General features: G+C 70.9%; 26 protein-coding genes and 1 pseudogene. 12 read left to right on the forward strand and 15 right to left on the reverse strand.

Annotated elements, in window-relative coordinates; translation table 11 throughout:
- Positions 1–168: 168 nt before the first annotated feature.
- Entirely contained in the window at positions 169–1,347 is a 1,179-nt protein-coding gene (gene zapE / locus FV218_RS10555) for a cell division protein ZapE (RefSeq protein ID WP_246685070.1), read from the reverse strand.
- Between the two features lie 284 nt (positions 1,348–1,631).
- On the opposite strand from zapE, the gene FV218_RS10560 reads away from it, so the two are divergent.
- The 3 genes from FV218_RS10560 (at position 1,632) to FV218_RS10570 (ending at position 2,881) form a co-directional block, all read left to right on the forward strand.
- Positions 1,632–2,222, forward strand: coding sequence for a GNAT family N-acetyltransferase (locus tag FV218_RS10560; protein ID WP_147709677.1), 591 nt, complete (start codon positions 1,632–1,634; stop codon positions 2,220–2,222).
- 46 nt (positions 2,223–2,268) lie between these two features.
- Positions 2,269–2,568, forward strand: a complete 300-nt coding sequence (locus tag FV218_RS10565; RefSeq protein WP_147709678.1) for a hypothetical protein — start codon at positions 2,269–2,271, stop codon at positions 2,566–2,568.
- 112 nt (positions 2,569–2,680) lie between these two features.
- The gene (locus tag FV218_RS10570) at positions 2,681–2,881 is read left to right on the forward strand and encodes a hypothetical protein (protein WP_147709679.1); all 201 of its coding nucleotides are present in this window, start codon (positions 2,681–2,683) and stop codon (positions 2,879–2,881) included.
- Positions 2,882–2,888: 7 nt separating this feature from the next.
- Here FV218_RS10570 and FV218_RS10575 read toward each other — a convergent pair whose 3' ends face one another.
- A complete protein-coding gene (locus FV218_RS10575) occupies positions 2,889–3,572 on the reverse strand; it encodes a spermidine synthase (protein WP_056089873.1) in 684 nt (227 codons plus the stop codon).
- Between the two features lie 132 nt (positions 3,573–3,704).
- On the opposite strand from FV218_RS10575, the gene rlmN reads away from it, so the two are divergent.
- From rlmN to ggt, 3 genes are all read left to right on the forward strand, one after another.
- Positions 3,705–5,018: a 23S rRNA (adenine(2503)-C(2))-methyltransferase RlmN gene (gene rlmN / locus FV218_RS10580; RefSeq protein ID WP_056089870.1), complete on the forward strand. Its 1,314-nt coding sequence runs from the start codon at positions 3,705–3,707 to the stop codon at positions 5,016–5,018.
- 274 nt (positions 5,019–5,292) lie between these two features.
- Positions 5,293–5,781 (forward strand): hypothetical protein, encoded by a 489-nt coding sequence (locus FV218_RS10585; RefSeq protein WP_056089867.1) that lies wholly within the window; start codon positions 5,293–5,295, stop codon positions 5,779–5,781.
- Positions 5,782–7,515, forward strand: coding sequence for a gamma-glutamyltransferase (ggt, locus tag FV218_RS10590; RefSeq protein ID WP_147709680.1), 1,734 nt, complete (start codon positions 5,782–5,784; stop codon positions 7,513–7,515).
- A gap of 13 nt (positions 7,516–7,528) precedes the next feature.
- Here ggt and rpoN read toward each other — a convergent pair whose 3' ends face one another.
- The 6 genes from rpoN to FV218_RS10620 form a co-directional block, all read right to left on the reverse strand.
- A complete protein-coding gene (gene rpoN / locus FV218_RS10595) occupies positions 7,529–9,103 on the reverse strand; it encodes an RNA polymerase factor sigma-54 (protein WP_082476051.1) in 1,575 nt (524 codons plus the stop codon).
- 349 nt (positions 9,104–9,452) lie between these two features.
- On the reverse strand, positions 9,453–10,244 hold the full coding sequence (lptB, locus tag FV218_RS10600; RefSeq protein ID WP_246685071.1) for an LPS export ABC transporter ATP-binding protein: 792 nt from the start codon (positions 10,242–10,244) through the stop codon (positions 9,453–9,455).
- 53 nt (positions 10,245–10,297) lie between these two features.
- Positions 10,298–11,041, reverse strand: a complete 744-nt coding sequence (locus FV218_RS10605; RefSeq protein WP_056089856.1) for an LptA/OstA family protein — start codon at positions 11,039–11,041, stop codon at positions 10,298–10,300.
- Complete coding sequence (locus FV218_RS10610) at positions 11,038–11,763, reverse strand: lipopolysaccharide-assembly, LptC-related protein (protein ID WP_244474927.1); 726 nt, start codon at positions 11,761–11,763, stop codon at positions 11,038–11,040. Before FV218_RS10610 ends, FV218_RS10605 begins: the two co-directional genes overlap by 4 nt.
- 142 nt (positions 11,764–11,905) lie before the next feature.
- Positions 11,906–12,532: a ribonuclease D gene (locus FV218_RS10615; protein WP_056089850.1), complete on the reverse strand. Its 627-nt coding sequence runs from the start codon at positions 12,530–12,532 to the stop codon at positions 11,906–11,908.
- Positions 12,533–12,668: 136 nt separating this feature from the next.
- Positions 12,669–13,082: a helix-hairpin-helix domain-containing protein gene (locus FV218_RS10620; protein ID WP_147709688.1), complete on the reverse strand. Its 414-nt coding sequence runs from the start codon at positions 13,080–13,082 to the stop codon at positions 12,669–12,671.
- A 422-nt stretch (positions 13,083–13,504) separates the two neighbouring features.
- On the opposite strand from FV218_RS10620, the gene rpmF reads away from it, so the two are divergent.
- Complete coding sequence (rpmF, locus tag FV218_RS10625; protein WP_018046018.1) at positions 13,505–13,693, forward strand: 50S ribosomal protein L32; 189 nt, start codon at positions 13,505–13,507, stop codon at positions 13,691–13,693.
- Positions 13,694–13,832: 139 nt separating this feature from the next.
- On the opposite strand, the gene FV218_RS10630 is transcribed toward rpmF, so the two are convergent.
- Both FV218_RS10630 and phaR read right to left on the reverse strand, forming a co-directional pair.
- Positions 13,833–14,072: a hypothetical protein gene (locus FV218_RS10630; protein WP_147709681.1), complete on the reverse strand. Its 240-nt coding sequence runs from the start codon at positions 14,070–14,072 to the stop codon at positions 13,833–13,835.
- A gap of 96 nt (positions 14,073–14,168) precedes the next feature.
- Positions 14,169–14,786 (reverse strand): polyhydroxyalkanoate synthesis repressor PhaR, encoded by a 618-nt coding sequence (gene phaR, locus FV218_RS10635; RefSeq protein WP_056089843.1) that lies wholly within the window; start codon positions 14,784–14,786, stop codon positions 14,169–14,171.
- 400 nt (positions 14,787–15,186) lie between these two features.
- Between phaR and FV218_RS10640 the strand changes: the two genes are divergently transcribed.
- The 4 genes from FV218_RS10640 (at position 15,187) to FV218_RS10655 (ending at position 18,259) form a co-directional block, all read left to right on the forward strand.
- Positions 15,187–16,368 (forward strand): acetyl-CoA C-acetyltransferase, encoded by a 1,182-nt coding sequence (locus FV218_RS10640; protein WP_147709682.1) that lies wholly within the window; start codon positions 15,187–15,189, stop codon positions 16,366–16,368.
- A 141-nt stretch (positions 16,369–16,509) separates the two neighbouring features.
- Entirely contained in the window at positions 16,510–17,238 is a 729-nt protein-coding gene (phbB, locus tag FV218_RS10645) for an acetoacetyl-CoA reductase (RefSeq protein ID WP_147709683.1), read from the forward strand.
- Positions 17,239–17,380: 142 nt separating this feature from the next.
- Positions 17,381–17,626, forward strand: a complete 246-nt coding sequence (locus tag FV218_RS10650) for a hypothetical protein (protein ID WP_147709684.1) — start codon at positions 17,381–17,383, stop codon at positions 17,624–17,626.
- Positions 17,627–17,629: 3 nt separating this feature from the next.
- On the forward strand, positions 17,630–18,259 hold the full coding sequence (locus tag FV218_RS10655) for a Shedu anti-phage system protein SduA domain-containing protein (RefSeq protein WP_147709685.1): 630 nt from the start codon (positions 17,630–17,632) through the stop codon (positions 18,257–18,259).
- Positions 18,260–18,342: 83 nt separating this feature from the next.
- Here the strand turns inward: FV218_RS10655 and FV218_RS10660 are convergent, their stop codons facing one another.
- From FV218_RS10660 to FV218_RS10670, 3 genes are read right to left on the reverse strand one after another with little or no spacing between them, the layout of a single operon-like run.
- Positions 18,343–18,792: a cupin domain-containing protein gene (locus FV218_RS10660; protein ID WP_056089828.1), complete on the reverse strand. Its 450-nt coding sequence runs from the start codon at positions 18,790–18,792 to the stop codon at positions 18,343–18,345.
- A 23-nt stretch (positions 18,793–18,815) separates the two neighbouring features.
- Positions 18,816–19,535 (reverse strand): hypothetical protein, encoded by a 720-nt coding sequence (locus tag FV218_RS10665; RefSeq protein WP_246685069.1) that lies wholly within the window; start codon positions 19,533–19,535, stop codon positions 18,816–18,818.
- Between the two features lie 11 nt (positions 19,536–19,546).
- A complete protein-coding gene (locus FV218_RS10670) occupies positions 19,547–19,804 on the reverse strand; it encodes a hypothetical protein (protein ID WP_147709686.1) in 258 nt (85 codons plus the stop codon).
- A gap of 244 nt (positions 19,805–20,048) precedes the next feature.
- Between FV218_RS10670 and FV218_RS10675 the strand changes: the two genes are divergently transcribed.
- Positions 20,049–22,964: a phosphoenolpyruvate carboxylase gene (locus tag FV218_RS10675; RefSeq protein ID WP_147709687.1), complete on the forward strand. Its 2,916-nt coding sequence runs from the start codon at positions 20,049–20,051 to the stop codon at positions 22,962–22,964.
- A 98-nt stretch (positions 22,965–23,062) separates the two neighbouring features.
- On the opposite strand, the gene FV218_RS10680 is transcribed toward FV218_RS10675, so the two are convergent.
- Both FV218_RS10680 and FV218_RS10685 read right to left on the reverse strand, forming a co-directional pair.
- A complete protein-coding gene (locus tag FV218_RS10680; protein WP_056089820.1) occupies positions 23,063–23,275 on the reverse strand; it encodes a DUF1127 domain-containing protein in 213 nt (70 codons plus the stop codon).
- Between the two features lie 178 nt (positions 23,276–23,453).
- Positions 23,454–23,871 (reverse strand): annotated as a pseudogene (locus FV218_RS10685) (hypothetical protein); the annotation flags it as partial.

Below are 23,871 nucleotides of genomic sequence, written 5' to 3' on the forward strand. Positions count from 1 at the left end.
CCGATCAGGCTCCGTGCCCGGGACGTTTCGGCATGGCGTATGTGCGATGGCGCACCAGGGGTACGGCCAGCGGTGCGACCGCCCGCCGCTGACGGCAGGGACGGCCGGTGGCCGTTGTCAGACAAAGGGCGGCCGGCGGTCGTGTTCAGGCCGAGGCCCGTGGCCGGGTCAGGTCTCGACCAGGCCCGCGCTCGACCCCGACGCCTCCGAATGCCCGGCGCCGTGCGGCAGGGCGAGGTAGTCCGACGAGCGCATCTCCATGAGGCGCGACACGGTCCGGTCGAACTCGAAGGCCTCCCGGCCATCGGTGGCCGTGTAGAGCCCCTGCGGCTCGGCCGCCGCCGAGGCCACGAGCTTCACGTGGGCGTCGTAGAGGGTGTCGACCAGGGTGATGAAGCGCTTGGCCTCGTTGCGGGTCTCCGCGCTCATCACCGGGATGTCGGCGAGGATCACCGTGTGGAAGGCCCGCGCCACGGCCATGTAGTCGGAGGCCCCGAGGGGCTGGGCGCAGAGATCGGCGAAGGTGAAGCGCGCGACCCCGGCCGCCTCCTCCGGCACGGAGACGTCGCGGCCCTTCACCCGCACGGCGGCGGGCCTGCCCCGGGCCTTGCCGGTGAGGCCCTTGAAGGCGCGGGCCAGGGCCGCCTCGGCGTCGGCGTCGGCGGGCACGTGGTAGACCGCGGCGCCGCCGAGCTTCTCCAGGCGGAAATCCGTGCGCGAATCGAGGCGCAGGACTGCGACGCGGGACGTCAGTTCGGCGACGAACGGCAGGAACAGGGCCCGGTTGAGCCCGCCTTCGTAGAGCCGGTCGGGCTCGACGTTGGAGGTCGCCACCACGGTGACGCCGCGGCGGAACAGGGCGTCGAACAGGCGGCCGAGGATCATCGCGTCGGCGATGTCGGTGACGGTGAACTCGTCGAAGCACAGCAGGGTGGCCTCGTCGGCGAGGGCATCGGCGACCACGGGGATCGGGTCGTCGCCCTTGGCCGTGCCGGCCTTGAGGGCCTGGCGGTGGGCGTGGATGCGCTCGTGCGCGTCGGCGAGGAAGCCGTGGAAATGCACCCGGCGCTTCGGGCCGGGCGCCGCCTCGTGGAACAGGTCCATGAGCATGGTCTTGCCGCGCCCGACGGAGCCCCAGATGTAGAGGCCCTTCGGCACGGCGGCCGGGTCGTCCTTGCGGGAAAACAGCCAGCCCAGCGCGCTGCCCTTGCGGGCGCGCCGGCGCCGGCCGAGTTCCTGCGCCAGGCCGTCCAGCGCCCGCACGAGGTGGACCTGCGCCGGGTCGCGCTCGATGGCGCCGGAACCCACCAGGGCCTCGTAGCGCTCCAGAACCGGACCGTGGGGGATCGCGCCGGAGCGGGCGTGATCGGAGGGGGCCGGAGGGGCTGATGAACTCACGACGGACAAAGCCTCGACGCGTGGGCCGGACCGGAACGGGCGGCCCGCTCCGGGTCTGCCGCGGGCCCGAGGCCCGATCAAGCCGAATGGTTGGTATGCCAGAAACACCGGCGGCAGGACGTTTTGTTGCATTGCACAAAACTGGCAGCGGTGCCACATCTGCCTGACCTTGAGGGAGGTGACGTCCGGACCCCGGCGCGACGAGCGCGCCCCAGCACCGGAAAGGCATCACCATGCCAGAACCCCGACCCGAGCCCCGCGCCGAATCCAGCCCCTTGCACCCCCTCATCCGCCGCCTGTGGCCGAGCGACGCCGCCGCCGTGGAGGCCTACTTCCTGCGCCTCGATCCCGAGACCCGCGCCAGCCGCTTCATGGGCACCCTGAGCGACGCGGCGGCCCTCGCCTATGCCCGCCGGGCCCTGAAGGTCGACGGCGTCGTCTTCGGCGCCTTCGTCGACGGCACCCTGCGGGCCCTGGGCGAACTGCGCCCGACCCGCGCCCCGCCGCCGGGCTTCTCCCTCGGCCCCGACGCGGAAGCCGCCTTCGCGGTGGAACGCGACTACCAGCGCAACGGCCTCGGCCAGGCGCTGTTTCGCCGCATCGCCGGGGCGGCGCGCAACCGCGGCGTGCGGGATCTCCGCGTGCGCTGCCTCGCCCGCAACCGGCCGATGCTCGGCCTCGCGGCCCGGGCCGGCGTCGACCTGCGGATGGCGGGCGGCGAATCCGAGGGCGCCCTCCACCTCGCCCACCCGACGCCGGTCTCCCTGTGGCAGGAAGGGGTGACCGAGGCGTTCGACTTCACCCTGGCGCTGGCCGCCGCGTGAGGCCAGTGTGGGGCCCGGCGCGCGACGCGCCCGTGAGGTGACCGCCATGCGACGGACCCTGTTCACCGGCGTCCTTCTGCTCGTCCCCGCGGGCGCGGCCGTGGCCCAGGCGCGCTTGGCGACGCCGGACATGACCTGTGCCGAGGCGGCCGGTCTCGTGACCCGGACCGGCGCCATCGTGCTGACGACGGGGCCGTTCACCTATGCCCGCCTCGTCCGCGACGGCGGCTTCTGCCCCCTGCCGGAGGTGCCCAAGCCCGCCTTCGAGGCGACCCGCGACGCGGCGCGCTGCTTTGTCGGATACACCTGCCACGACCGGTTCACCGAAGGCGCCGGCCGGGAATAGAGCGGGCGCGCGATGGCGGTCCCCACGGCCAAGCTGCCTTGTTGCGGCCAAGCCCCGTGCCGATGCTGGCCCCGACGCCCCGTGAGAGGGCCGGCACCGAGGGGCCATCGTCATGAACACCATCGAACCCGTCGCGCGGCAACCCGGCGATCTGCGCCTGCAGCGTTCCGTCGCCGACACCCTGCGGACCATCGCGGCGGCCTGCGCCGAGCGCGACGCCCCGCCGGTCAAGGCGGCCCGGCGCGAACTCGCGGCCGTCTACGGCGCCACCCGCCTGAGTCGCCGGCGCGACCGGTTGCGCGCCGCCGGCTGACTTCGACTCACCGTCCCCGCTCCGGCCGCACGGCGAGCCAGACGGTATGGCGGGCGCCGCGCCCGCGCCCGGCCCGCACGGGCACCGCCTCCACGGCGAAGCCGGCGCGGACGAGGCGCTGGGTGAAGGCCGGATCGGGGTGGGCCGACCACACGGCGAGCACGCCGCCGGGGCGCAGGGCATTCCGCGCCGCCGCCAGCCCGCCGGCATCGTAGAGCCGGTCGTTCTCCGCCCGGGTCAGCCCCTCGGGGCCGTTGTCGACGTCGAGGAGGATCGCGTCCCAGGCGAGCGCCGAGGACCGGATCAGGCCGGCGACGTCGGCCTCGCGCGCCTCGACCCGGGGGTCGGACAGGGAATCGGCGGAGATGTGGGCGAGGGGACCGCGCCCCCAGGCGAGCACCGCCGGCACCAGTTCGGCCACCACGAGGCGGGCATCCGGCCCCAGGGCGTCGAGAGCCGCCCGCAGGGTGAAGCCCATGCCGAAGCCGCCGATGAGGATCTTTGCCCCGGCCCGTCCGCCGATCCGCGCCGCCGTCAGGGTCGCCAGGGCCTCCTCCGAACCGCTGAGGCGGCTGTTCATCAGGTCGTCCCGGCCGATCCGGATGAGGAATTCGTGGCCGCGCTGGAGCAGGCGCAGCTCGTCGGTCGTGCCCGGGATCGGGGCGGTGTCGAGGGCGACCCAGGGAATCACGGCGAACCTCGCGGGCAAACAGGCGTGGACCCGGTATCACACCCGGCGCACCCCGCCCATGCGCCCCCGTATTCGCGTTTGACGCGCCGATCGCCTATATCGGACCGATTCCAGATCGAAGGTTCCAAGACCATGGCGACGGCGTCGTTCGACACCGCCCGGGGCGACGCGAGCGCCGCCCCCGCAATCGAGAAGCTGCCCGAGTTCGAGCCGGCCTCCGCGCCGCTTGGAGGCCCCCTGGGAGGCCCCCTCGGACGCACGTCCCTCGTCGGCCTGACCCGGGACGACCTCAAGGCGCGGCTGTCGGCCATCGGCGTGTCCGAGCGCGAGCAGCGCATGCGTTCGGGCCAGATCTGGCACTGGGTCAACGTGCGCGGCGCCAAGCACTTCGACGACATGACCAATGTCGGCAAGGGCCTGAAGGCGGACCTCGCCAGCGCCTACACCCTCGACCGCCCGGAGGTGATCACCGAGCAGGTCTCGCGGGACGGCACCCGCAAGTGGCTCATGCGCATGGCGCCCACGGGCAAGCACGACCACAACCGCGGCGCCGAGATCGAGTGCGTCTACATTCCCGGCCGGGGACGGGGCACCCTCTGTGTCTCGAGCCAGGTCGGCTGCACCCTCACCTGCTCGTTCTGCCACACGGGCACCCAGCGCCTCGTGCGCAACCTGACGGCGGCCGAGATCGTCGCGCAGGTGGTGGTGGCCCGCGATCACCTCAACGACTGGGCCGGCCAGAACCCGACGCCGGCCGGGGCCGACGAGGTCCGCCGCGCGGTCACCAACATCGTGTTCATGGGCATGGGCGAGCCCCTCTACAACATCGACAACGTCATCGATTCCGTCGGCGTCATGGCCGACCAGGAGGGGCTGGGCCTGTCGCGCCGGCGCATCACCGTCTCCACCTCCGGCGTCGTGCCGCAGATGCAGCGCCTCGGCACCGACGCCCACGCCATGCTGGCGATCTCGCTCCACGCCGTCCGCGACGACCTGCGCGATACCCTGGTGCCGCTGAACCGCAAGTATCCGCTCGCCGAACTCATCGCCGCCTGCCGCAACTATCCCGGCCTCAACAACGCCCGGCGCATCACCTTCGAGTACGTGATGCTCAAAGGTATCAACGACACCGACGCCGATGCCCGCGAGCTCGTGCGCCTGCTCCAGGGCATTCCGGCCAAGATCAACCTGATCCCGTTCAACCCCTGGCCCGGCAGCGTCTACGAGTGCTCGGACTGGGAGCGCATCGAGCGCTTCTCCGAGATCGTCTACGAGGCCGGCTACGCCTCCCCCGTGCGCACCCCGCGCGGCCGCGACATCCTCGCCGCCTGCGGCCAGCTCAAGAGCGAGACCGAGAAGCTGCGCGCCCGCGCCCGGATGATGCTGGAGGACGGCATCGGCGCCGAGGGCGTCTACGCGGGCGCCGACGACGGCGACGACGATTGATTTTTTGGGCAATGCCCTCCGCCTTGTGGCGGTGACGAAGCTGGTATCGCGAAGACCGCGCGTGACGGTGCGAGACGCGACGGACTCCCTCTCCTGGAAGGAGAGGGTTGGGGTGAGGTGTGCGAACTCTCCGAATAGGTCCCACACCTCACCCTGTCCCTCTCCTTTCAGGAGAGGGACCTGCGCCTTTCCCGAAGACGTAGGTTTGCTAGGCTTGCGAAGCAAAAAGAACGGCGAACGACCGTTCATCCGACAAACCCATAGGGGCTTCACCATGCGGTTCCTCGGCCGCGTCTTCGTCGGGTGCCTCGCCCTGGTCCTGGCGATCCCCTGCGGCGCGTTCGTGCTCGGCCTCGGCGCCATGCTCGATCCGGTCTCGCGGGACGTGCTCGGGAGCCTCGGATTGGTCGGCCTGTTCGAGGGGCTGAACGATCTCGCCTCCGGCATCGGCCCCGAAACCATCCTGTTCGCCCTCGCGGCCTTCGCCCGCGCCCTGTTTCTCCTCCTCGTGGCGCCGCCCGTCGCCATGGCGGTCATCGGCGAGACCCTGAACTGGCGGAGCCCCGCGTGGTACGGCGCCGGCACCGGCCTCCTCACGGCCCTCGTGCCGTGGCTCGCCCGGACTACGGCCCGTGGCGGCGACCCACAGGCCTTCGCCCAGGAGGGCCGCATCACCGCCATCCTGTTCCTGACGGGCGCGGCCTCGGGCCTCGTCTACTGGCTGGTGGCGGGTCGCTTCGGCCCGCGCGACGGAGCCGTGTGAATGCGCCGCCCCTCCGCTCCTTGGCTCGCCCTCTGCCTCCTGCTCGGCCTCCCACACGCGGCGTGGGCCCAGGCGGATTCCTCGCCGATCCAGGCGGACACCGCCCGGATGCTGCCGGTGCTGGCGGCCCACGGCATGGTCTCGTCCCAGGACGCCCAGGCGACGCGGGTCGGCGTCGCGATCCTGAAGGCCGGCGGCAACGCCGTCGATGCGGCCGTGGCCGTGGGCTTCGCCCTCGCCGTCACCCTGCCGAGGGCGGGCAACCTCGGCGGCGGCGGCTTCATGATGGTGCATCTGGCGCGAACGGCCGAGACCGTGGCCATCGATTACCGCGAGACCGCCCCGGCCGCCGCCAGCGCCGACATGTTCCTCGACACGCGGGGCGAGCCCGACCACGCCGCCTCCACCCGCACGGGCAAGGCGGTGGGCGTGCCCGGCACCGTGCGGGGCCTCGCCGAGGCGCACCGGCGCTACGGCTCGGGCCGCTTCACCCTCGCCGACCTCGTCGCGCCGGCCGAGCGCCTGGCGCGCGACGGCATCGACGTCGAAGCCGGGCTCGCCGATTCCCTGCCCCGCGCCGCCGATCTTTTGGGAGTTTGGCCGTCGAGCCGGGCGATCTTTTTTGCCGGCGACAGACCGCTGGGACGCGGCGAGCGCCTCGTCCAGACCGACCTCGCCAAGACCCTGCAATCCATCGCGAAAGACGGACCCGACGCGTTCCACACCGGACCCATCGCGCAGGGCATCGCGCAAGCGGTGCGCGACGCCGGTGGGGTCATGACGGCGGACGACTTAGCCGCCTACCGACCGGTGATCCGCCAACCCGTGCGCGGCACCTATCGCGGCCTGTCGATCGCGTCGATGCCGCCGCCGAGTTCGGGCGGCATCCACCTCGTCGAGATCCTCAACGTGCTGGAGGGCTTCGATCTGGCGAAGATGGGGGCCGGCAGCGCCGACGCGATCCACACCCTCGCCGAGGCCATGAAGCCGGCCTATGCCGACCGTGCCACCTGGCTCGGCGACCCGACCCGCTCGCAGATTCCTGTCGAGGGGCTGACGGCGAAATCCTACGCCGCGGGGTTGCGCGCGGCCATCGACCCCGCCCGCGCCCGCCCGGCGGCGGAGGTCAGGGCCGGCGATCCCCTCCCCCACGAATCCGACCAGACCACGCATTTCTCGGTGATGGATGCCGAGGGCAACGCCGTCTCCAACACCACCACCCTGAACTTCTCCTACGGCATGGGCCTCGTCGCACCGGGCACCGGGGTGCTGCTCAACAACGAAATGGACGATTTCTCCGCCAAGACCGGGGCGCTGAACGCCTACGGCCTCGTCGGCGGCAAGGCCAACGCCGTGGCGCCCGGCGCCCGGCCCCTGTCCTCGATGACGCCGGCCTTCGTGTTCCGCGACGGCAAGCTGTTGCTGGTGACGGGGAGTCCGGGCGGCAGCCGCATCATCTCGACGGTGCTGCAGACCATCGTCAACGTCGTCGATTTCCGCATGACCCTGCTGCAGGCGGTGGCGGCCCCGCGCATCCACCACCAGTGGCGCCCGGACGTGCTCACCGTCGAGGAAGGCGTCTCGCCCGACACCCTCGCCATCCTGCGGGCGCGCGGCCACCGGGTGGTGGTGGCCCCGGCCTCGGGCTCGGCCAATTCGGTGATGGCCGTCGACGGGCTCGTGGCCGGGGCCGCCGATCCCCGCCAGCGCGGGACCCTTGCCGAGGGGTATTGAGGCGCGCTCTGCGTCAGCGCGCGTAGGCGAAATGCTCGCGGCGACGCTCGATGGAGGACGGAATCCGTAAGGATTCCCGGTACTTCGCCACCGTGCGTCGGGCGATGTCGATGCCCTCGTCGCGCAGGCGCTGCACCAGGGCGTCGTCGGAGAGCACGTCGCTGCGGGCCTCGCCGTCGACGAGCTGCTTGATGCGGTGGCGCACGGCCTCCGACGAGTGCGAAGCCGTGCCGGCCGCACCGGGAATCGCCGCGGTGAAGAAGTACTTCATCTCCAGGGTGCCCCGGCTGGTGCCGATGGACTTGTTGGAGGTCACCCGCGAGACGGTGGATTCGTGCATGCCGATGGCCTCGGCCACGGTCTTGAGGTTGAGGGGGCGCAGGTGCGCGACCCCGTGCAGGAAGAACGCGTCCTGCTGGCGCACGATCTCGGAGGCGACCTTGAGGATGGTGCGGGCGCGCTGCTCCAGGCTGCGGGTGAGCCAGTTCGCCGTCTGCAGGCACTCGGACAGGAACGCCTTGTCGCCCTCGGCCTGCGCCCCGCGCGAGACCCGGGCGTAGTAGCTCTGGTTCACCAGCACCCGCGGCAGGGCCTCGGCGTTGAGCTCCACCAGCCACGACCCGTCGGGGGCGGCCCGCACGAACACGTCGGGGATCAGCACCTCGACGGCCCGCGCCCCGAAGGCGCGGCCGGGCTTCGGATCGAGGCGGCGCAGCTCGGCCAGCATGTCGACGAGGTCCTCGTCGTCGACGCCGCAGAGGCGGCGCAGGGACGCGAAATCGCGCTTGGCCACGAGGTCAAGGCGCGAGACCAGGGCCTGCATCGCCGGATCGAACCGGTCGCGGTCGCGCAGCTGGAGGGCGAGGCATTCGGCGAGGTCGCGGGCGGCGATGCCCGCCGGCTCGAAGCTCTGCACCAGCTTCAGCACGCGGGCGACGGTGTCGAGGGGCGTGCCCAGGCGCTCGGCGACCTCGTCGATGGACTCGCGAAAGTAGCCGGCGTCGTCCACCGCATCGATGAGGAAGCCGCCGATGAGGCGGTCGACGGGATCGCGGGTGGCGAGGTCGAGCTGCGCGGCCAGGTGCTCGCGCAGGGACATCTCGGAGGTGAGCGTCGCCTCGAAATCCGGGGCGTCGCCGTCGAAGGAGCCGCCGGTGTTGCCGTAGGGCGCCGGGGTCAGGGACAGCATGTCGCCCGACGCCGCCTCGCGGGCATGGGTCGGGTTCTCGTCGGCGAACACGTTGTCGAGGCGGGTGTCGAGGGCGCTCTCCATGTCGGCGCCGCTCGCCGTCAGGGTGGTGGCGATCCAGGGTTCGTCGCCGCCGTCGAAATCGCTGCCGTCGAAATCGCTTGCCTCGCCGTCGGCGGGGCGATCGACGGAGGATTCGGATGGGGTCTCGCCGGGCGGGCGCTCGTCCCCGGTCTCGCCCTCGGCGCGTTCGAGGAGCGGATTGCGCTCGAGTTCGGCGTCGACGTAGGCGGTGAGGTCGAGATGCGAGAGTTGAAGGAGCTTGATCGCCTGCAGGAGCTGAGGCGTCATCACCAGGGCCTGGCCCTGGCGCATTTCCAGCCGTTGCACCAGACTCATGATAAGGTCCCGATCCCCGAGTCGCACCGCCGCCCGACGGCGCGCGTCACCGCGGGCCGAACACCGGCATCAATCTTGCTTCTTTTTACTGTTCCAAGGTTTAGACCCAACCCGCCCGGACGTCAAAGCGTGTTGGGCCGGCCCTGCCTAAAAAATGCCCACGCTCATGGATCGCCGGGGCGGCGTGGTGTCGGCATCACAGCGGGGGCGGTCGCCGGGCCTTCTCGCAGGCCACAGCTTCGACGGCGTTCGAGCCTGGGCCCATCGCGGATTGCGGTCTGGTGCGGAATTTCTCGCAGGCATCGCAGGCATCGCGGACTCCGCGAAAACCCGTCCGGGAGCCGGAATCCTAGAGCCGAAAATCTTCGCCGAGGTAGAGCCGGCGCGCGTCGGCGTTGGCGACGATCTCGGCGGGCGTCCCCTCCGTGAGGATGCGGCCCGAATGGGCGATGTAGGCCCGGTCGATGAGGCCGAGGGTCTCGCGGACGTTGTGGTCGGTGATGAGCACGCCGATGCCGCGCTGCTTCAGGTGCTTCACCAGATCCTGGATGTCGCCCACGGCGATGGGGTCGATGCCGGCGAAGGGCTCGTCCAGCAGCATGAAGCTCGGGGACGAGGCCAGCGCCCGGGCGATCTCGCAGCGGCGGCGCTCGCCGCCCGACAGGGCGATGGAGGGGGATTTGCGCAGGCGCGCGATGTCGAACTCCTCCAGCAGGGATTCGAGTTTTTTCGCGCGCTCCTTGCGGTCGGGCTCGGCCACCTCCAGCACGGCGCGGATGTTGTCCTCCACCGTGAGGCCGCGAAAGATCGAGGCCTCCTGCGGCAGGTAGCCGATGCCCAGCCTCGCGCGCTGGTACATGGGCAGGTGGGTGATCGGCAGGCCGTCGAGGCTGATGGAGCCGCGATCGGCCGAGACCAGGCCGGTGATCATGTAGAAGATCGTGGTCTTGCCGGCGCCGTTGGGGCCGAGCAGCCCCACGGCTTCGCCGTTGCGCACGGTGAGGCCGGCCTCGTGCACGACGGTGCGGGCGCCGTAGCTCTTGCGCAGGCCGCGCACGTGGAGAATGCCCGGACCGCCGCCCTCGGCGAGAATCGCGGCCTCGCGCGCGGCGGCCGCGTCGCGGCGGCCCCGACCGAACAGGCGGCCGAACAGGGAGGGCCGGACCGGGGCGGCGGACACCGGTGACGCGTCGCTCAATTGGCCTGCGCCCGGGGCTTGATCGCCTCGGCGGGCTTCTCTGCCGGCTTCGGAGCCGCCTTGGCGGCGGCGGGCGGCTGGGCGCAGCCCTTGCCGGTCTTGGGGCCGTCCTCCTTCTGCGGCACGAACAGGGCCGAGACCCGGCCGCCGGCCACGGGGTCCATGTTCGCCCGGCCGGTGTTCATGTCGTAGACGAGGCGCGAGCCGCGCGTCACGTTCTGGCACTGGCTCAGGACGACGTTGCCGGTGAGCACGATGCGCTTGGCCTCCTGATCGAACACGGCGCTGTCGCCGGTGGCGACCTGGTCCTTCTGCACCACGGTGACGGGGCCGGCGCACTCGACGCGCTGAATGCCGTTCTCGCCCATCCCGCCGGCGGGCTTCTCCGAAGCGTCGGCCGTGTCGGCGGCGGGCTCTTTCGCCGCTTCGCCCTTCTTGTCGTCCTTGGACTTGTCGTCCTTTTTGGCCCGCTTGTACCGCACGGTCATGCTGGAGCAGCGGATGGTGCTGTCGCCCTGCACGGCCACGACGTTGCCGGCGAACACCGCCTTGTTCTCGCGGTCGAACACGTCGAGGCGGTCGGCGTCGATCTTGATCGGCTCCTTGCCGCCGCCGCCGAGGTTGCCGAGGCCGCTCGTCGCCTTCTCCTTCTTCGGCGCGGCCGTCTGCGCGCCGGCCGGCGCCGCCAGGGCCAGACCGGCGACGAGCACCACCCAGCCGAGGGACCGCGCCGCCGTCACCGCCGGCCCTCGCCGTCGTGCGGTTCCGCGGCGGAGGTGAGGACGCGGGCGGGCTTCGCCGGCTTGTCCGGCTTCTCGAGCTCGTGCAGCACCGTGTGGACGTTGCCCACGAAGGAGATGACGTGGCCGCTGTCGGTGACGTCGAGGGTGTCGGCCGTCACGGTGCCGCTCGGGATCGCCACCGCCACGGTCTCGTTCGACTTGACGGTGCCGGCCTTGAAATCGACGGCGGCCGATTTCAGGCGGATCTCCTCGCCCTTGTCGGTCCAGATGCGGATGTCCTGTTCGAGGGTCAGGGATTCCCGCGCCGTGTCGAACAGGCCCGAGGCCGCCTCGAGATGGGCGATGCCGCCCTTGTCGTCGGTGTTGAGGTGGCCCTTCATGGCCTGCAGCTCGATGAGGGTCGGCTTGCGCACGTCCTGGAAGGCGGCGGTGGCGGTGACCTCGTAGCCGCGCTCGCCCTGGCGGAAGCCGGACAGGCGCGGGCTCTCCATCTTCACCTTGGTGCCCGACAGGCTCACGGGGCCGATGCTGACGCCCGGCAGGGTGGTGCCGAAGGGATTGAACATCACGGCGGCGAGCGCCAGCACCGCCGTGCCGGCGACGAGGGGGATGACCCGCCGCAGGGTCCGCACCCGGGTGCTGTGGTTGCGCGCCCGCGCGTGGGCACGGGTCCGGCGCGCATCGGCGCGCGGTGCTTCGGTCTGGATGGCCTCACCCACGTGCATGATCGTCCCAAACATGCCGCCGGATGCGCGCGGGCCATGGCGAAGTTATGACCACCCGGTTGCCAAATCATCAAGGGCGGCGGCGCCCGTCGCCGCGATCATGTGCGGGGGCGCACGAACCTTCGAGGAACGGCTTTCAGGTATGGGCGAAGATGTCGGTCTCGGGCCAGCCGGCGAGGTCGAGGCGGGCGCGGGTCGGCAGGAAGTCGAAGCAGGCCCGGGCCATCTCCGTGCGGCCCTCGCGGGCGAGCATGGCGTCGAGGCGGGCGCGGGCGGCGTGGAGGTAGAGGACGTCGGAGGCCGCGTAGTCGACCTGCGCCTGGCTCAGGGTATCGGCGCCCCAGTCGGAGGATTGCTGCTGCTTCGAGAGATCGACGCCGACGAGCTCGCGGACCACGTCCTTGAGGCCGTGGCGGTCGGTGTAGGTCCGGGCGAGCTTGGAGGCGACCTTGGTGCAGTAGACCGGCGCCGGCATCACCCCCAGGGCGTTGAACAGCACGGCGAGGTCGAACCGGGCGAAATGGAAGATTTTTTGGGTTTCCGGATCGCCCATGACCCGTGCCAGGACCTCCGGCACCGGCCCGCCGGGGATGATCTGGACGACGTCGGCGCTGCCGTCGCCGCGCGAGACCTGCACGACGCAGAGCCGGTCCCGGTGCGGGTTGAGCCCCAGGGTCTCGGTGTCGATGGCGATGGCGGGGCCGGCGACGTAGTCGGCGGGCAGGTCGCCGCGATGGACGCGCACGAGGGGCTGGGGGGCCATGGAACACTTCTCGGGGGAGCGGGACGCGAACCCGCGCGTAACACCCGGCCCCCCTCACGGACAAGCGCGGCGGATCGTCGATCCGCCGCGCCTGTCCGAAGACGATCTCCGCCCGAACACGAGATCTACGCGAAACCTATTTCTGCTTGGCGATGACCTTGTCCTTGATGCCGTCGTAGACGCCCTGCGGAATCACCTTCTTGGAGACGAGCTCGTCCTTGCCGCGATAGGGCCGACCCTTGACGATGGCGGCCGCGCGGGCGGCGCCGATGCCCGGCAGGGCGTCGAGCTCGGCGGGGCTGGCGCTGTTGAGGTCGATGAGCGCGGCCTTTTCGGATTTGGCGTCGGCCTTGGTCTCCGGCTTGGCGGCCGGTTTGGCCGCCTCCGGGGCCTTGGGCGGCGTCACGGTCGGCGGCGTCGGATTCGACGGGACCGGGACCGCCGGGGCGGGCTTCGTCGTCGGGGCCGCGGGGCTCGGCGCCTGTGCCAGGGCGGGGGCGGCGGCGAGGCAGGCCAGAACGGTCAGGCTGCGCAGGAGGGATGACGGCAGACGTGACGACAACATGGGACACTCCCGGGTCGATGGCGCGGTCGCGATGCCCCGCCCTCGAACGAAGACTTAGAAAGGCGCGGTTGAACCGCTGCTTAACGGTGCGACATCGATGCGGATTTCGGCTGAGATGGCGACGGGACGATCCGACGTCTTGATCGGTCGGCGCCCGCGCGTCACGGAAGCCGGGGCGAACGCGCCGAAACATGCGTCCTGAACTTGCGCTATGAACGCGCGCCATGGCTCTGCGGCCCCGGCGGCGGCCGAAGGGCGGACTCCACTTTTCGGACGCGTGCTCTAGCCAGGGCGGCCGCACGCGGCTATAAGCCCGGCCTCGAATCTCCGTTTGAACACGGTGCCGAGGCGTCCTCCCGGAGGGGGACCGCCTGAGGCGCCCTTTTTGCCATCGACAGGATCATCCCATGGCCGTTCCGAAGCGCAAGACCTCCCCCTCGCGGCGCGGCATGCGCCGGTCCGCCGACGCCCTCAAGGCCCCGACCTACGTCGCCGACAAGGATTCGGGCGAGCTGCGCCGTCCCCATCACATCGACCTGAAGACCGGCATGTACCGGGGCCGTCAGGTCCTCAAGGTCAAGTCCGCCGAGGCCTGAGCCTGCGGGCTTCGTCCGCGGGCGAGGCTGGCCGCTCCGGCGGCCCATGTCGGAACCACGACGAGAGCCGTGCCCAGCGAGAGCGGGCGCGGTTTTTTGCGTCGGGGTGTCGGTTCGGGACGTCAGTTCGGGGCCTGGGTCAGGCGCTGCGCCGGGCCGCCTCGGCGTAGGTGGCCGCCGCATTCCGGGTCCGTTCCAGGCGCGCGGACCGCAGGCCCGGATCGGCGCTGACGAGGAGCTGGATGAGAAATCCCGCATCGGGACGCGCGGCGGCGCGGCGGCGGGCGCCGTAGGCTTCGCCCGTCCCGGGAATCACCACGAGGTCGTAGGCCGGGACCTGTTCCGTTTCCGGACGTCCGTCTGTTCCCAATCGCCCCATGGCATCCATTCCCGCGTGAACCGGGGTGAGATGCGCAAGAGGTGGGCCGACGTTAACGGTTCGTCAACCTTTGGTCGGGCCGACCCGGATCGGGGCCTACTTCTTCGACAGATCCTCGAGGCGCGACTGCATCTCGGCCATCTGCCGCTTGAGATCGTCGAGGTCGGCGCCGGCGGGGGCCGCTGCCACGGCGGCCTGCGCCGGGCGCGGCGCGGCCGAGGGGTGCGAGCCCATGCCGGAGAGGGGGCCGGTGCCGAAGGCGGTGAACATCTTCATGGCGTCGCCGAAGAAGCTCATGTTGGCCCGCACCTGCTCTTCCATGGCGCTCTGGAACACGGTGGGGGCGAAGCTCTGGGTCATCTTTTCGCGAAGACCGTCCTGGTCCCGGGCGAAATTGGCCATGGAGAATTCGAGGAAGCTCGGCACCATGGTGCGCATGCTGTCGCCGTAGAAGCGGATGAGCTGGCGCAGGAAGGCGACCGGCAGCAGGTTGTCGTCGCCGGCCTTGTTCTCCTGCTCGAAGATGATCTGCGTCAGCACGGAGCGGGTGATGTCGTCGCCCGAGCGCGCATCGTAGACGAGGAAGTCCTCGCCGTTCTGGACCATCGTCGCGAGATCCTCGAGGGTGACGTAGGTCGAGGTGCCGGTATGATAGAGGCGCCGGTTGGCGTACTTCTTGATAACGGTGTGGTTGGACTTACCGTTGTCCGCCATTTCTGGGGGCCTCTCCCAACGCGATCATGCAGGTCGCTCGATCTCTGCCGCGCGATCGTCGGCGACACGCTCGGAGCCGAGAACGCTCCCGATCCGCCTGATCCCATCTTAAGGCCTTCGCCCGCCGACGAAAACACCTATCTCGCCGCCGTCCACGCGGAATAGTGCCGGTCTCCGCGTCGGCCCGGCCAAGGACTCGGCCGAGGACCCGGTCAAGCACTCGGCCGAGGACCCGGCCGAGGACCCGGCATGGACTCGGCGTGACAGCGTCCGCGCGTCCTCGCCAAAGCGCCTTGACTTCGCGGGGTCGTGGGCTTTCATCCGAACGCTACGGCACAAGGCGCGCCCGCTCACCCGAAAGCGACAACGCAGCGCCGGCCGGCATGAGGAGACCATAACCATGGCAGCAGAAGATATCGTCATCGTCGGCGCGGCGCGCACGGCGGTCGGCTCGTTCGGCGGAGTGTTCAACACCGTGCCCGCGCACGACCTCGGGGCCGTGGCGATTAAGGCCGCCCTGGAGCGGGCCGGCGTCTCCCCCGACGACGTGGACGAGGTGATCTTCGGCCAGGTGCTCACCGCGGGTGCGGGCCAGAACCCGGCCCGTCAGGCCGCCATCAAGGCCGGCATCCCCGAGAAGGCCACGGCCTGGGGCGTCAACCAGGTCTGCGGCTCGGGGCTCCGCACCGTCGCGCTGGGCATGCAGCAGATCGCCAACGGCGATGCGACCGTGATCGTGGCCGGCGGCCAGGAATCCATGTCGCTCAGCCCCCACGCCCAGTACCTGCGCGGCGGCCAGAAGATGGGCGACGTCAAGCTCGTCGACACCATGATCAAGGACGGCCTGTGGGACGCCTTCAACGGCTACCACATGGGTACCACCGCCGAGAACGTGGCCCAGGCCTTCCAGCTCACCCGCGAGGAGCAGGACGCCTTCGCGACGAAGTCGCAGAACAAGGCCGAGGCCGCCCGCAAGGAAGGCCGGTTCAAGGACGAGATCTGCCCCGTCACCGTGCCGGGCCGCAAGGGCGACACCATCGTCGACACCGACGAGTACATCCGGGACGGCGCCACCGTCGAGACCATGGCCAAGCTGAAGCCCGCCTTCTCGAAGGACGGCACCGTGACGGCCGCCAACGCGTCGGGCCTCAACGACGGCGCCGCTGCCATCGTGCTGATGTCGGCCTCGGAAGCCGAGCGTCGGGGCATCACGCCCCTCGCCCGGATCGTGTCCTGGGCCACGGCCGGCGTCGACCCGAAGGTGATGGGAACCGGCCCGATCCCGGCCTCGCGCAAAGCCCTGGACAAGGCCGGCTGGACGCCGTCCGACCTCGACCTGATCGAGGCCAACGAGGCCTTCGCCGCCCAGGCCCTCGCCGTGAACAAGGACATGGGCTGGGACACGGCCAAGGTGAACGTCAACGGCGGCGCCATCGCCATCGGCCACCCCATCGGCGCCTCCGGTGCCCGCGTCCTCGTCACCCTGCTGCACGAGCTCAAGCGCCGCGACGCCAAGAAGGGCCTCGCCACCCTGTGCATCGGCGGCGGCATGGGCGTCGCCATGTGCATCGAGCGCGTCTGAGACGGCCTATCCCGCGGCGGCGTCACGGAAATCTTGACGCCGCCGCAAATTTAAATGGGTCGCGCGACGGCCGCCTCGCCAGCTAGAGCCGCGCACGACCCGCTCACGAACCTGCCAAAAAACGACACATCGGAGGAAATCATGGCTCAGGAACGCGTCGCCCTCGTCACGGGTGGAACGCGCGGCATCGGCGCCGCCATCTCGAAGGGCCTCCAGGCCAAGGGCTACAAGGTCGCCGCCAATTACGGCGGCAACGACGAGGCCGCCAACGCCTTCAAGGCCGAGACCGGCATCCCGGTCTTCAAGTTCGACGTCGGCGATTACGCCGCCTGCGAGGCCGGCATCAAGCAGATCGAGGCCGAGGTCGGCCCCATCGACATCCTGGTGAACAACGCCGGCATCACCCGCGACGGCGCGTTCCACAAGATGAGCTTCGAGAAGTGGCAGGCGGTCCTCAAGACCAACCTCGACTCGATGTTCACCTGCACGCGCCCGCTGATCGAAGGCATGCGCTCGCGCAACTTCGGCCGCATCATCCTGATCTCGTCGATCAACGGCCAGAAGGGCCAGGCCGGCCAGACCAACTACTCGGCCGCCAAGGCCGGCGTCATCGGCTTCGCCAAGGCGCTCGCCCAGGAGAGCGCTTCGAAGGGCATCACCGTCAACGTGATCGCGCCGGGCTACGTCGCCACCGAGATGGTGATGGCGGTGCCGGAGGACATCCGCAACAAGATCATCTCCACGATCCCCGTCGGCCGCCTCGGCGAGGCCGAGGAGATCGCCCGCGCCGTCGAGTACCTCGCCGCCGAGGATTCGGGCTTCGTCACCGGCTCGACCCTCACCATCAACGGCGGCCAGTACATCGCCTGAAACGGCGGGGTGGACGGCCCCCCGGCCGTTCACCCCTCATCCGTTCCGGTCCAGCGCCCCTTAAAGAATCTGCCGCCGTATCCTATACTGTAGTCCGCAGGCCGATGACGGATTCGGCCCCTGCGGCTCCCGGGTGAAGGCCATGAGCGTCGACAAGTTCGCTGTCGCATCGTCGGCTCGGATGCAGGTGGATCGCCTGCCGCCGCCCGAGAAGCGCGCGCTGACCCGTCTGTTCTCGGGCGACGCGTTCGCCAGACCCGAGAACACCCAGCCGACCCCCACGGGGCGGTTCGTGTCGCGCCTGGGCGCACGGCGTGTGTTGTGGCAGCGCTCCGACGGCGGGCGCCCTGAAATTCTCAGTATTCTCGATCGCTCCTACGCCGATTGATCGGTGAGCCAGTTCAGGCCGATCGCCTACAGTCTTTCGGCTGCCGAAACCGAATTGCTCTCCTTCAAGGCGTGGCTTGCCGGGCGGACCTTCTTCGGCGAAGCCGAGGTGGTCGCGCAGATCAGGGCGCGCGCACAAATGTGCTGCCTTCTGGCGTCCCATGCCGGAATCAGGGCGCCCGATCTGATCCGGTTCGAATTGGCCCTCAAGGGTCTGTTCCGGACGGATCTGGTCCTGGGGAACGATCACTTCCGGCAGTTCGCCCTGATCGAGTTCGAGGATGCCCAGGCCGACAGCCTGTTTGCCGGCGGAACCCGACAGTACCGGCACTGGTCGCGGCGGCTCGAACACGGCTTCGGGCAGGTGCTGGACTGGGCGTGGATTCGCAACGATCACCCCAACGATACGGTGCTGACCGCCGCGTTCGGCGGCCCGATCCATGACAGTGCCTACCTCGTCGTGTGCGGACGCGATGCGAGCCTGGTCGATGAGATGGAACGCAAGCGCTTCGAACACCGACGCTTCAAGACCCGGATCGAGGGAACGCCGGTGGCGTTCCTGACCTACGACGACATGGTCAAGGGGATGGAGTTGAGCCTGGAGAACGCCAAGAGCTTCGCCATCCTCGGATAAGGAGCGTTTCGCGATCCTTCAAGCGGACAGCGCTTCGCAGGCCCGGACGCCGTTGCCCGCGGTGGCGATGCATGCGGCCCGACCTATCCCCGCGGCGTCGGCCGCCAGTCGGGCGGGGCCATCTCGAACCCCGAAAACTCGAAGGCCGGCGAGACCGTGCAGCCGACGAGCGTCCAGGCGCCGAGGCTCGTGGCCGTCTGCCAATGGCCGGCCGGCACGACGATCTGGGGCTGCTGGCCGCGCGCGAGGTCGGGGCCGAGATGGGCCGCCGCGGCATCGTGGCCGTTGGGGCTCTGGGTGATCACCAGGGGCGCGCCGGCGTGCCAGTGCCAGATCTCGGCGGCATCGACCCGGTGCCACTCGGACACCTCGCCCGTATCGAGCAGGTAGTAGATCGCGCTGCCCACCGAGCGCCCGTCGAGGGTGCGGGGATCGCGAAAAGTCTCGCGGTAATGGCCGCCCTCGGGATGCGGGGCCAGCGCCAAGCGGGCGATGATCTCGGCGGCCGTCGGGCCGGCCGGTGCTGCGCCCATGGGTACTCCTTCCCGTCGCATGATCATGGCTCCAGGGCCGAGGCCGGCATCCGCATGCCCGAAGGGGATTCGGCCTGTCCGGCCGGCTTGCCCGGTTTCGGGCGCGGGGCCGCCTTCGCCTTCGCCACCGGCGCCGCCTTGACCACCGGTGCGTCGCCGCAGGACTGGAAGGCGAGCTGCGCCAGGGGCTGGCCCGCCTCCGAGACGATGTTGAGGGTGTCGGGCAGGGGCGTCGGCGTGGCGTCCCAGCGGATGCTGCCGCCTTTGCTTCCCTCCAGGACCGCGGGGGCGCCGCCCCGGCGCAGGGCGAACAGGTCCGGCCCGTAGGCCGTGGCGACCTTGCCGGCGATGACCACCTGCAGCACCCGCGCCGAGTCCGGCGTCAGGGGCAGGAGGGGGTTCTCGACCACGATGAGCCCCGTGCGGGTCACCCAGACGGAAAAATTCTTCGGCCCCTCGTAGAGGGCGGCCTTCTCGGCACAGGCGACGGTCAGGTCCGGACGCGGCGCGGCGGGCACGGGCGGCGGCAAGGCTGAGGGCGTGACGGCCGCGGGCGTCATGGCGGGCGCGGCGGTGGCGGGCGCGACCGGCTTCGGCTTGGCGGGGACCGCCTTCCGGGGCGCCGGCTTCTTCGCGGGCGCCGGGGCGTCCACCGCCGGCCCGTCCACGGCCGGTGCCTGGGCGGAGGCGGCGTGTGTCCAGGCGGCGACGAGGGCGGCCAGGGCGAGGCGGGACGGGCGCATCCGCGGACCGATCATCGCAGCTCGCCGCCGGGGGGGAGACGCCGGGCCTCCGCCTGCGGCTCGATGGGCAGGATCGGCGCCGAGCGGTCGATGGGGCTGATCCGGGGCGGCTGCAGGCTGCGCATCAGGGTCTCCTCGCCATCCTCCATCAGGTCTTCCTCGCGCTCCATGCGCAGCTCGGGCCGTCGCGCGCGGGCCATCACGGTCATCACCACGATGCACGACAGGGTGAAGGCCGCGATCGCGGCCAGGATCAGGGTGGTTTCCATGCCGCCACCAGCGTTACCCCAGGATGGCCGGCGATGCGACCGGGGCGGTGATCGGCCGCGCGGGCCGGAACGGTCCTTGCGTGGCGCCCGGGCGGCCCGGGGGTCGTTCGGTCCGGTCCGGCGGTCCGGGGTCGCGCAACGGCATCCGCCGCCTGTCCACCGGGGCGTTCCGTGCCGGCATTGCCCGATCGTCATCGGACTGTCCTATGACGGTCCCCGTCCACCTCCCCATCAAGGTCGAGCGATGCGCATGCATGACCGCAGCCCGGATCACGCGGTTTCGAACCCCGAGGCCCTCGAAGCGGATCTCCTCGAAGCGGATCTTTTGGGTCTGATCGAGGAATCCCGCGAGCAGGCGGCGGAGGACCCGTTCCGCAACCCCGTGCTGGCCGTGACCCTGGCCATCACCCGCCGGTTCGATCGCGGCGAGATCGACGAGGACGCCCTCGACGGCCTGTTCGCCCGGCTGCGGGCCCACGCCCTGGCGGACCGGGCCGAGCGCCTGCGGGCCTATGTCGGGCTGGAGCGGGATGCGGGCGCGACGCACGAGGCCTTCACGCCGGCCCGCCTCGTCGCGGCGATCCCGAAGCGCCAGGGCGATTTCGAGGCGTTCCGCGACCTCGTCGGCCGCACGGGCTTTGCCGTGGTGTTCACTGCGCACCCGACCTTCGGCATGCCCAAGGCCGTGGCCCGCCTCATCGCCGAGGCCGCCAGCGAGGCGGATGCGGCCGCGCGCCGGCCCCTAACGGAGAAGGCCGCCGCCCTCTCGACCCGGCCCGATCCGGCCATCTCCCTCGACGACGAGTTCGACCAGGCCTGCGTCGCGGCCAATCACGGCCGCTCGGCCCTGGACGCCTTCAACGACGCCCTCCTGGACGCCGCCCGGCAGCGCTGGCCCGACCGCTGGACGGAGCTCGTGCCAAAGCCCTTCGCCATCGCGAGCTGGGTCGGCTGCGACACCGACGGGCGCACGGATATCGGGTGGTGGGACACCCTGCGCTACCGCATCGAATCGAAGCGCATGCAGCTCGACCGGGTGATGCGCCACCTGCCGCAGGTGCCAGCGACGCAGGTGGTGCGCGATCTCACGGCCGGGGCGCTGGCCGCCGTCAACCGCCAGCTCGCCGTGGCCCCCCGGCTCGGCACCAAGCCGTCCCTGGAGTCGGTGCACCGCTTCGCCCTGGCCCTCATCATCGAGCGCGAGCGTGCCCAGACCGACGCCACCGCCATCCTCGCCGGCCTCGCCGGGGCCATGGGCGGCGTCACCACGGACGAGGAGCGGCGCGCCATCGCGATCCTGCGCTCGGGCATCGCCACCCACGGCCTCTCCAACGCCCTGCCCCATTTCCGGCTAAACGCCAGCCAGATCCACAACGCCGTGCGGCGGGTGACGGATCTGGAGGGCGAGCCCACGGACGCCGCCCAGCGGCGCTCCCACCTCTCGACGATCCACGCGCTGCTCAACGACGTCCACGCCGTCGACGTGGATTTCGGGGCCCTCGCCGCCGAGCGGGCCTCGGCCGCCCGGCTGATGATGACCATCACCCAGATCCTCAAGCACGTGGACGGCACCCATCCCGTGCGCTTCCTCATCGCCGAGACGGAGACGGGCTACACCCTGCTCGCCGCCCTCTGGCTGGCGCGCCACTACGGCATCAGTGACAAGGTCGAGATCACCCCCCTGTTCGAGACGGCGTCCGCCCTCGAACAGGGCATCCGCGTCCTCGACGACGCCCTGCGCAACCCGCACTGGCGGCAGTACCTCAAGCGCATCGGCCGGCTCACGGTGCAGTTCGGCTACTCGGATTCCGGCCGCTACGTCGGCCAGCTCGCGGCGAGCTTCTGGATCGAGCGCCTGCGCCTGCGCATCACCGAACTCATGGTGCAGAACGACCTCACGGGAGTCGAACTCGCGATCTTCGACACCCACGGCGAATCCATCGGCCGGGGCGCCCACCCGACGAGCCTGCGCGACCGCCTCGCCTACCTCGCCCCCGAGGATGCGCGCCGGCGCAACCGGGCGGCGGGCATCCGGGTCCGCCTCGAATCGAGCTTCCAGGGCTCGGACGGCTACCTCATGTTCGGCACCCTGCCGCTGGCCAAGGCCACGGTGGAGCGCATCGCCGAGCACGTCTTCGCCCTCGACCTCGCCGACGACGATTCATTTGCCGACTACGTTCTGTCCGATGCGGCGAGCGGCGCCGACGAGGCCGACGACCCGATCTACGGCGAGGCTGACTTCTCGGCCGAGTTCTTCACGGTGGTGCGCCAGGACATGGAGACCCTGGTGGACGATCCGGGCTACGCGGCGCTTCTGGGGACCTTCGGCCCGAGCCTTCTGGATCGCACCGGCTCACGGCCTGTGGCGCGCCAGTCCGATGGCGGCGGGCCGACCATGATCACCCATCCGCGCCAGATGCGGGCGATCCCCAACAACGCGATCCTGCAGCAGCTCGGCTTCCTCGCCAATTCCGTGCACGGCATCGGCCGCGCCGCCGGCCGGGCGCCGGACCTGTTTCGCGACATGCGCCGCGAGTCCGTGCGGTTCTCCCGCGCCTTCCGCCTGGTCCAGCACGCCGCCAGCGTCGGCGACCTCGACGTGCTGCGCGCCTACGTCGACACCCTCGATCCGGCGGTGTGGCTGGAGCGGGCGCGGCGGACCCAGCGCGACGGCCGCCGCGAGGAACTCGTGGTCATCGCCACCGCCCTCGACCGCCTGCGCCTGGCGCCGGATCTCCGGCGCCTGTTCGGGCGGCTCACCTGCGACTGGCTCAGCCTCCAGGCGGCGGCCCCCGATCTGGGCAAGATGTCGCCCCGCCTGACCCTGCTGCACGCCATCCGCCTCGCCCTGATCCACCGGATCTGGTTCCTGGCCGTGCACATCCCCGGGTTCCGGCCGCAATCGGGCATCAGCCGCGAGGCGCTCATCGAGCGCTTCCTGCGCCTCGACATCGACGGCTGCCTGACGCTCTTGGAGGACATCTTCCCGGTGACGCCGGACCCGACGCTCGGCCTCAACTTCGGCGAGCCGGCCGGGCCGCGCGACGTCGGCACCTATGAAGCCGAGCACAGCACCCTGTTCGAGCCCATCCGCCGCTCGTTCGCCCGGGTGCGCGAACTCTCCGGCATGATCCAGCACGAGGTCGGGGCGTTCGGGTAACCGCATCGCCGTGTGCTGCTTCGCACATGGAAACGCCGGCCACGGGGGCCGGCGTGTTCAGGCGGTCGAGGGGACCCGGCGTTGGCCGGGACATCCGGTTAGGCGGAGGGGAACGAAGCGTAGCGCAGGGGCGACTGCGTTCCGCGCAGGCCGTCGGCGACGCGGTAGTTCTGGGCCTTGGACAGGATGCGGCCGCCGATGTGCTGGGCGCCGATATCCGCGAGCTCGCGGTCCGTCAGCCGGGCGATCTGGCGGGCGGTTTCGTTGTCCTTCCAGTGGGACTTGAGGCTGGTGATGAGGGAGAGGGTCACGGGCTTTGCTTTCCGGCTTTGTCTTCGCCGCCTAGGGTCTCGTGCGGCGGCGTCTGATCGGAAAGTAAGGTTTGTGCACTGCAACGACGAGGGGGAAAGCGGGTAGGTCACCTATGCCCCCTGAGCATGGAGTGGGCAGGGATTGCTTCATCTTCATGCAATCCGCCCGTTTCGGTTCCTACCGGGCCCAGACCCCCAGGCGCTCCGAGCGGGCGCGATCCTCGGCGGCGACGAGGTCGGGCGTCGCTTCCGACGAGGCGCGGCCGCCGCCGTTGAACAGCACCACCTCCGACAGATCGCGGCCCTCGACGTTGCACAGGCGCGCCTCGCTGCCCGCCACGGGCTGGCACGTGACCGTGCGTCCGGCGAGGTAGCGCGTCAGCTCGTCGGCCTGCCCGCCCCGCACCCACTCGACGCCGAACAGGCGCACGAGCTTGCCCGCCACGCGCAGGGTCGCCGTGTCGATGACCTCGGCGGGGCCGGCGAGGGCGTTGGTGGGCTTTGCCGCCTCTTCCGCGGGCGCCGTCGTTTCGGCGGGGGCCGCCGGCGGGACGGCCGCCTCGGACCGGGGGGCGGCGTCGGTGGGCGCCGAGGGC

This window comes from Methylobacterium sp. WL69, assembly GCF_008039485.1.
Taxonomy (GTDB): domain Bacteria; phylum Pseudomonadota; class Alphaproteobacteria; order Rhizobiales; family Beijerinckiaceae; genus Methylobacterium.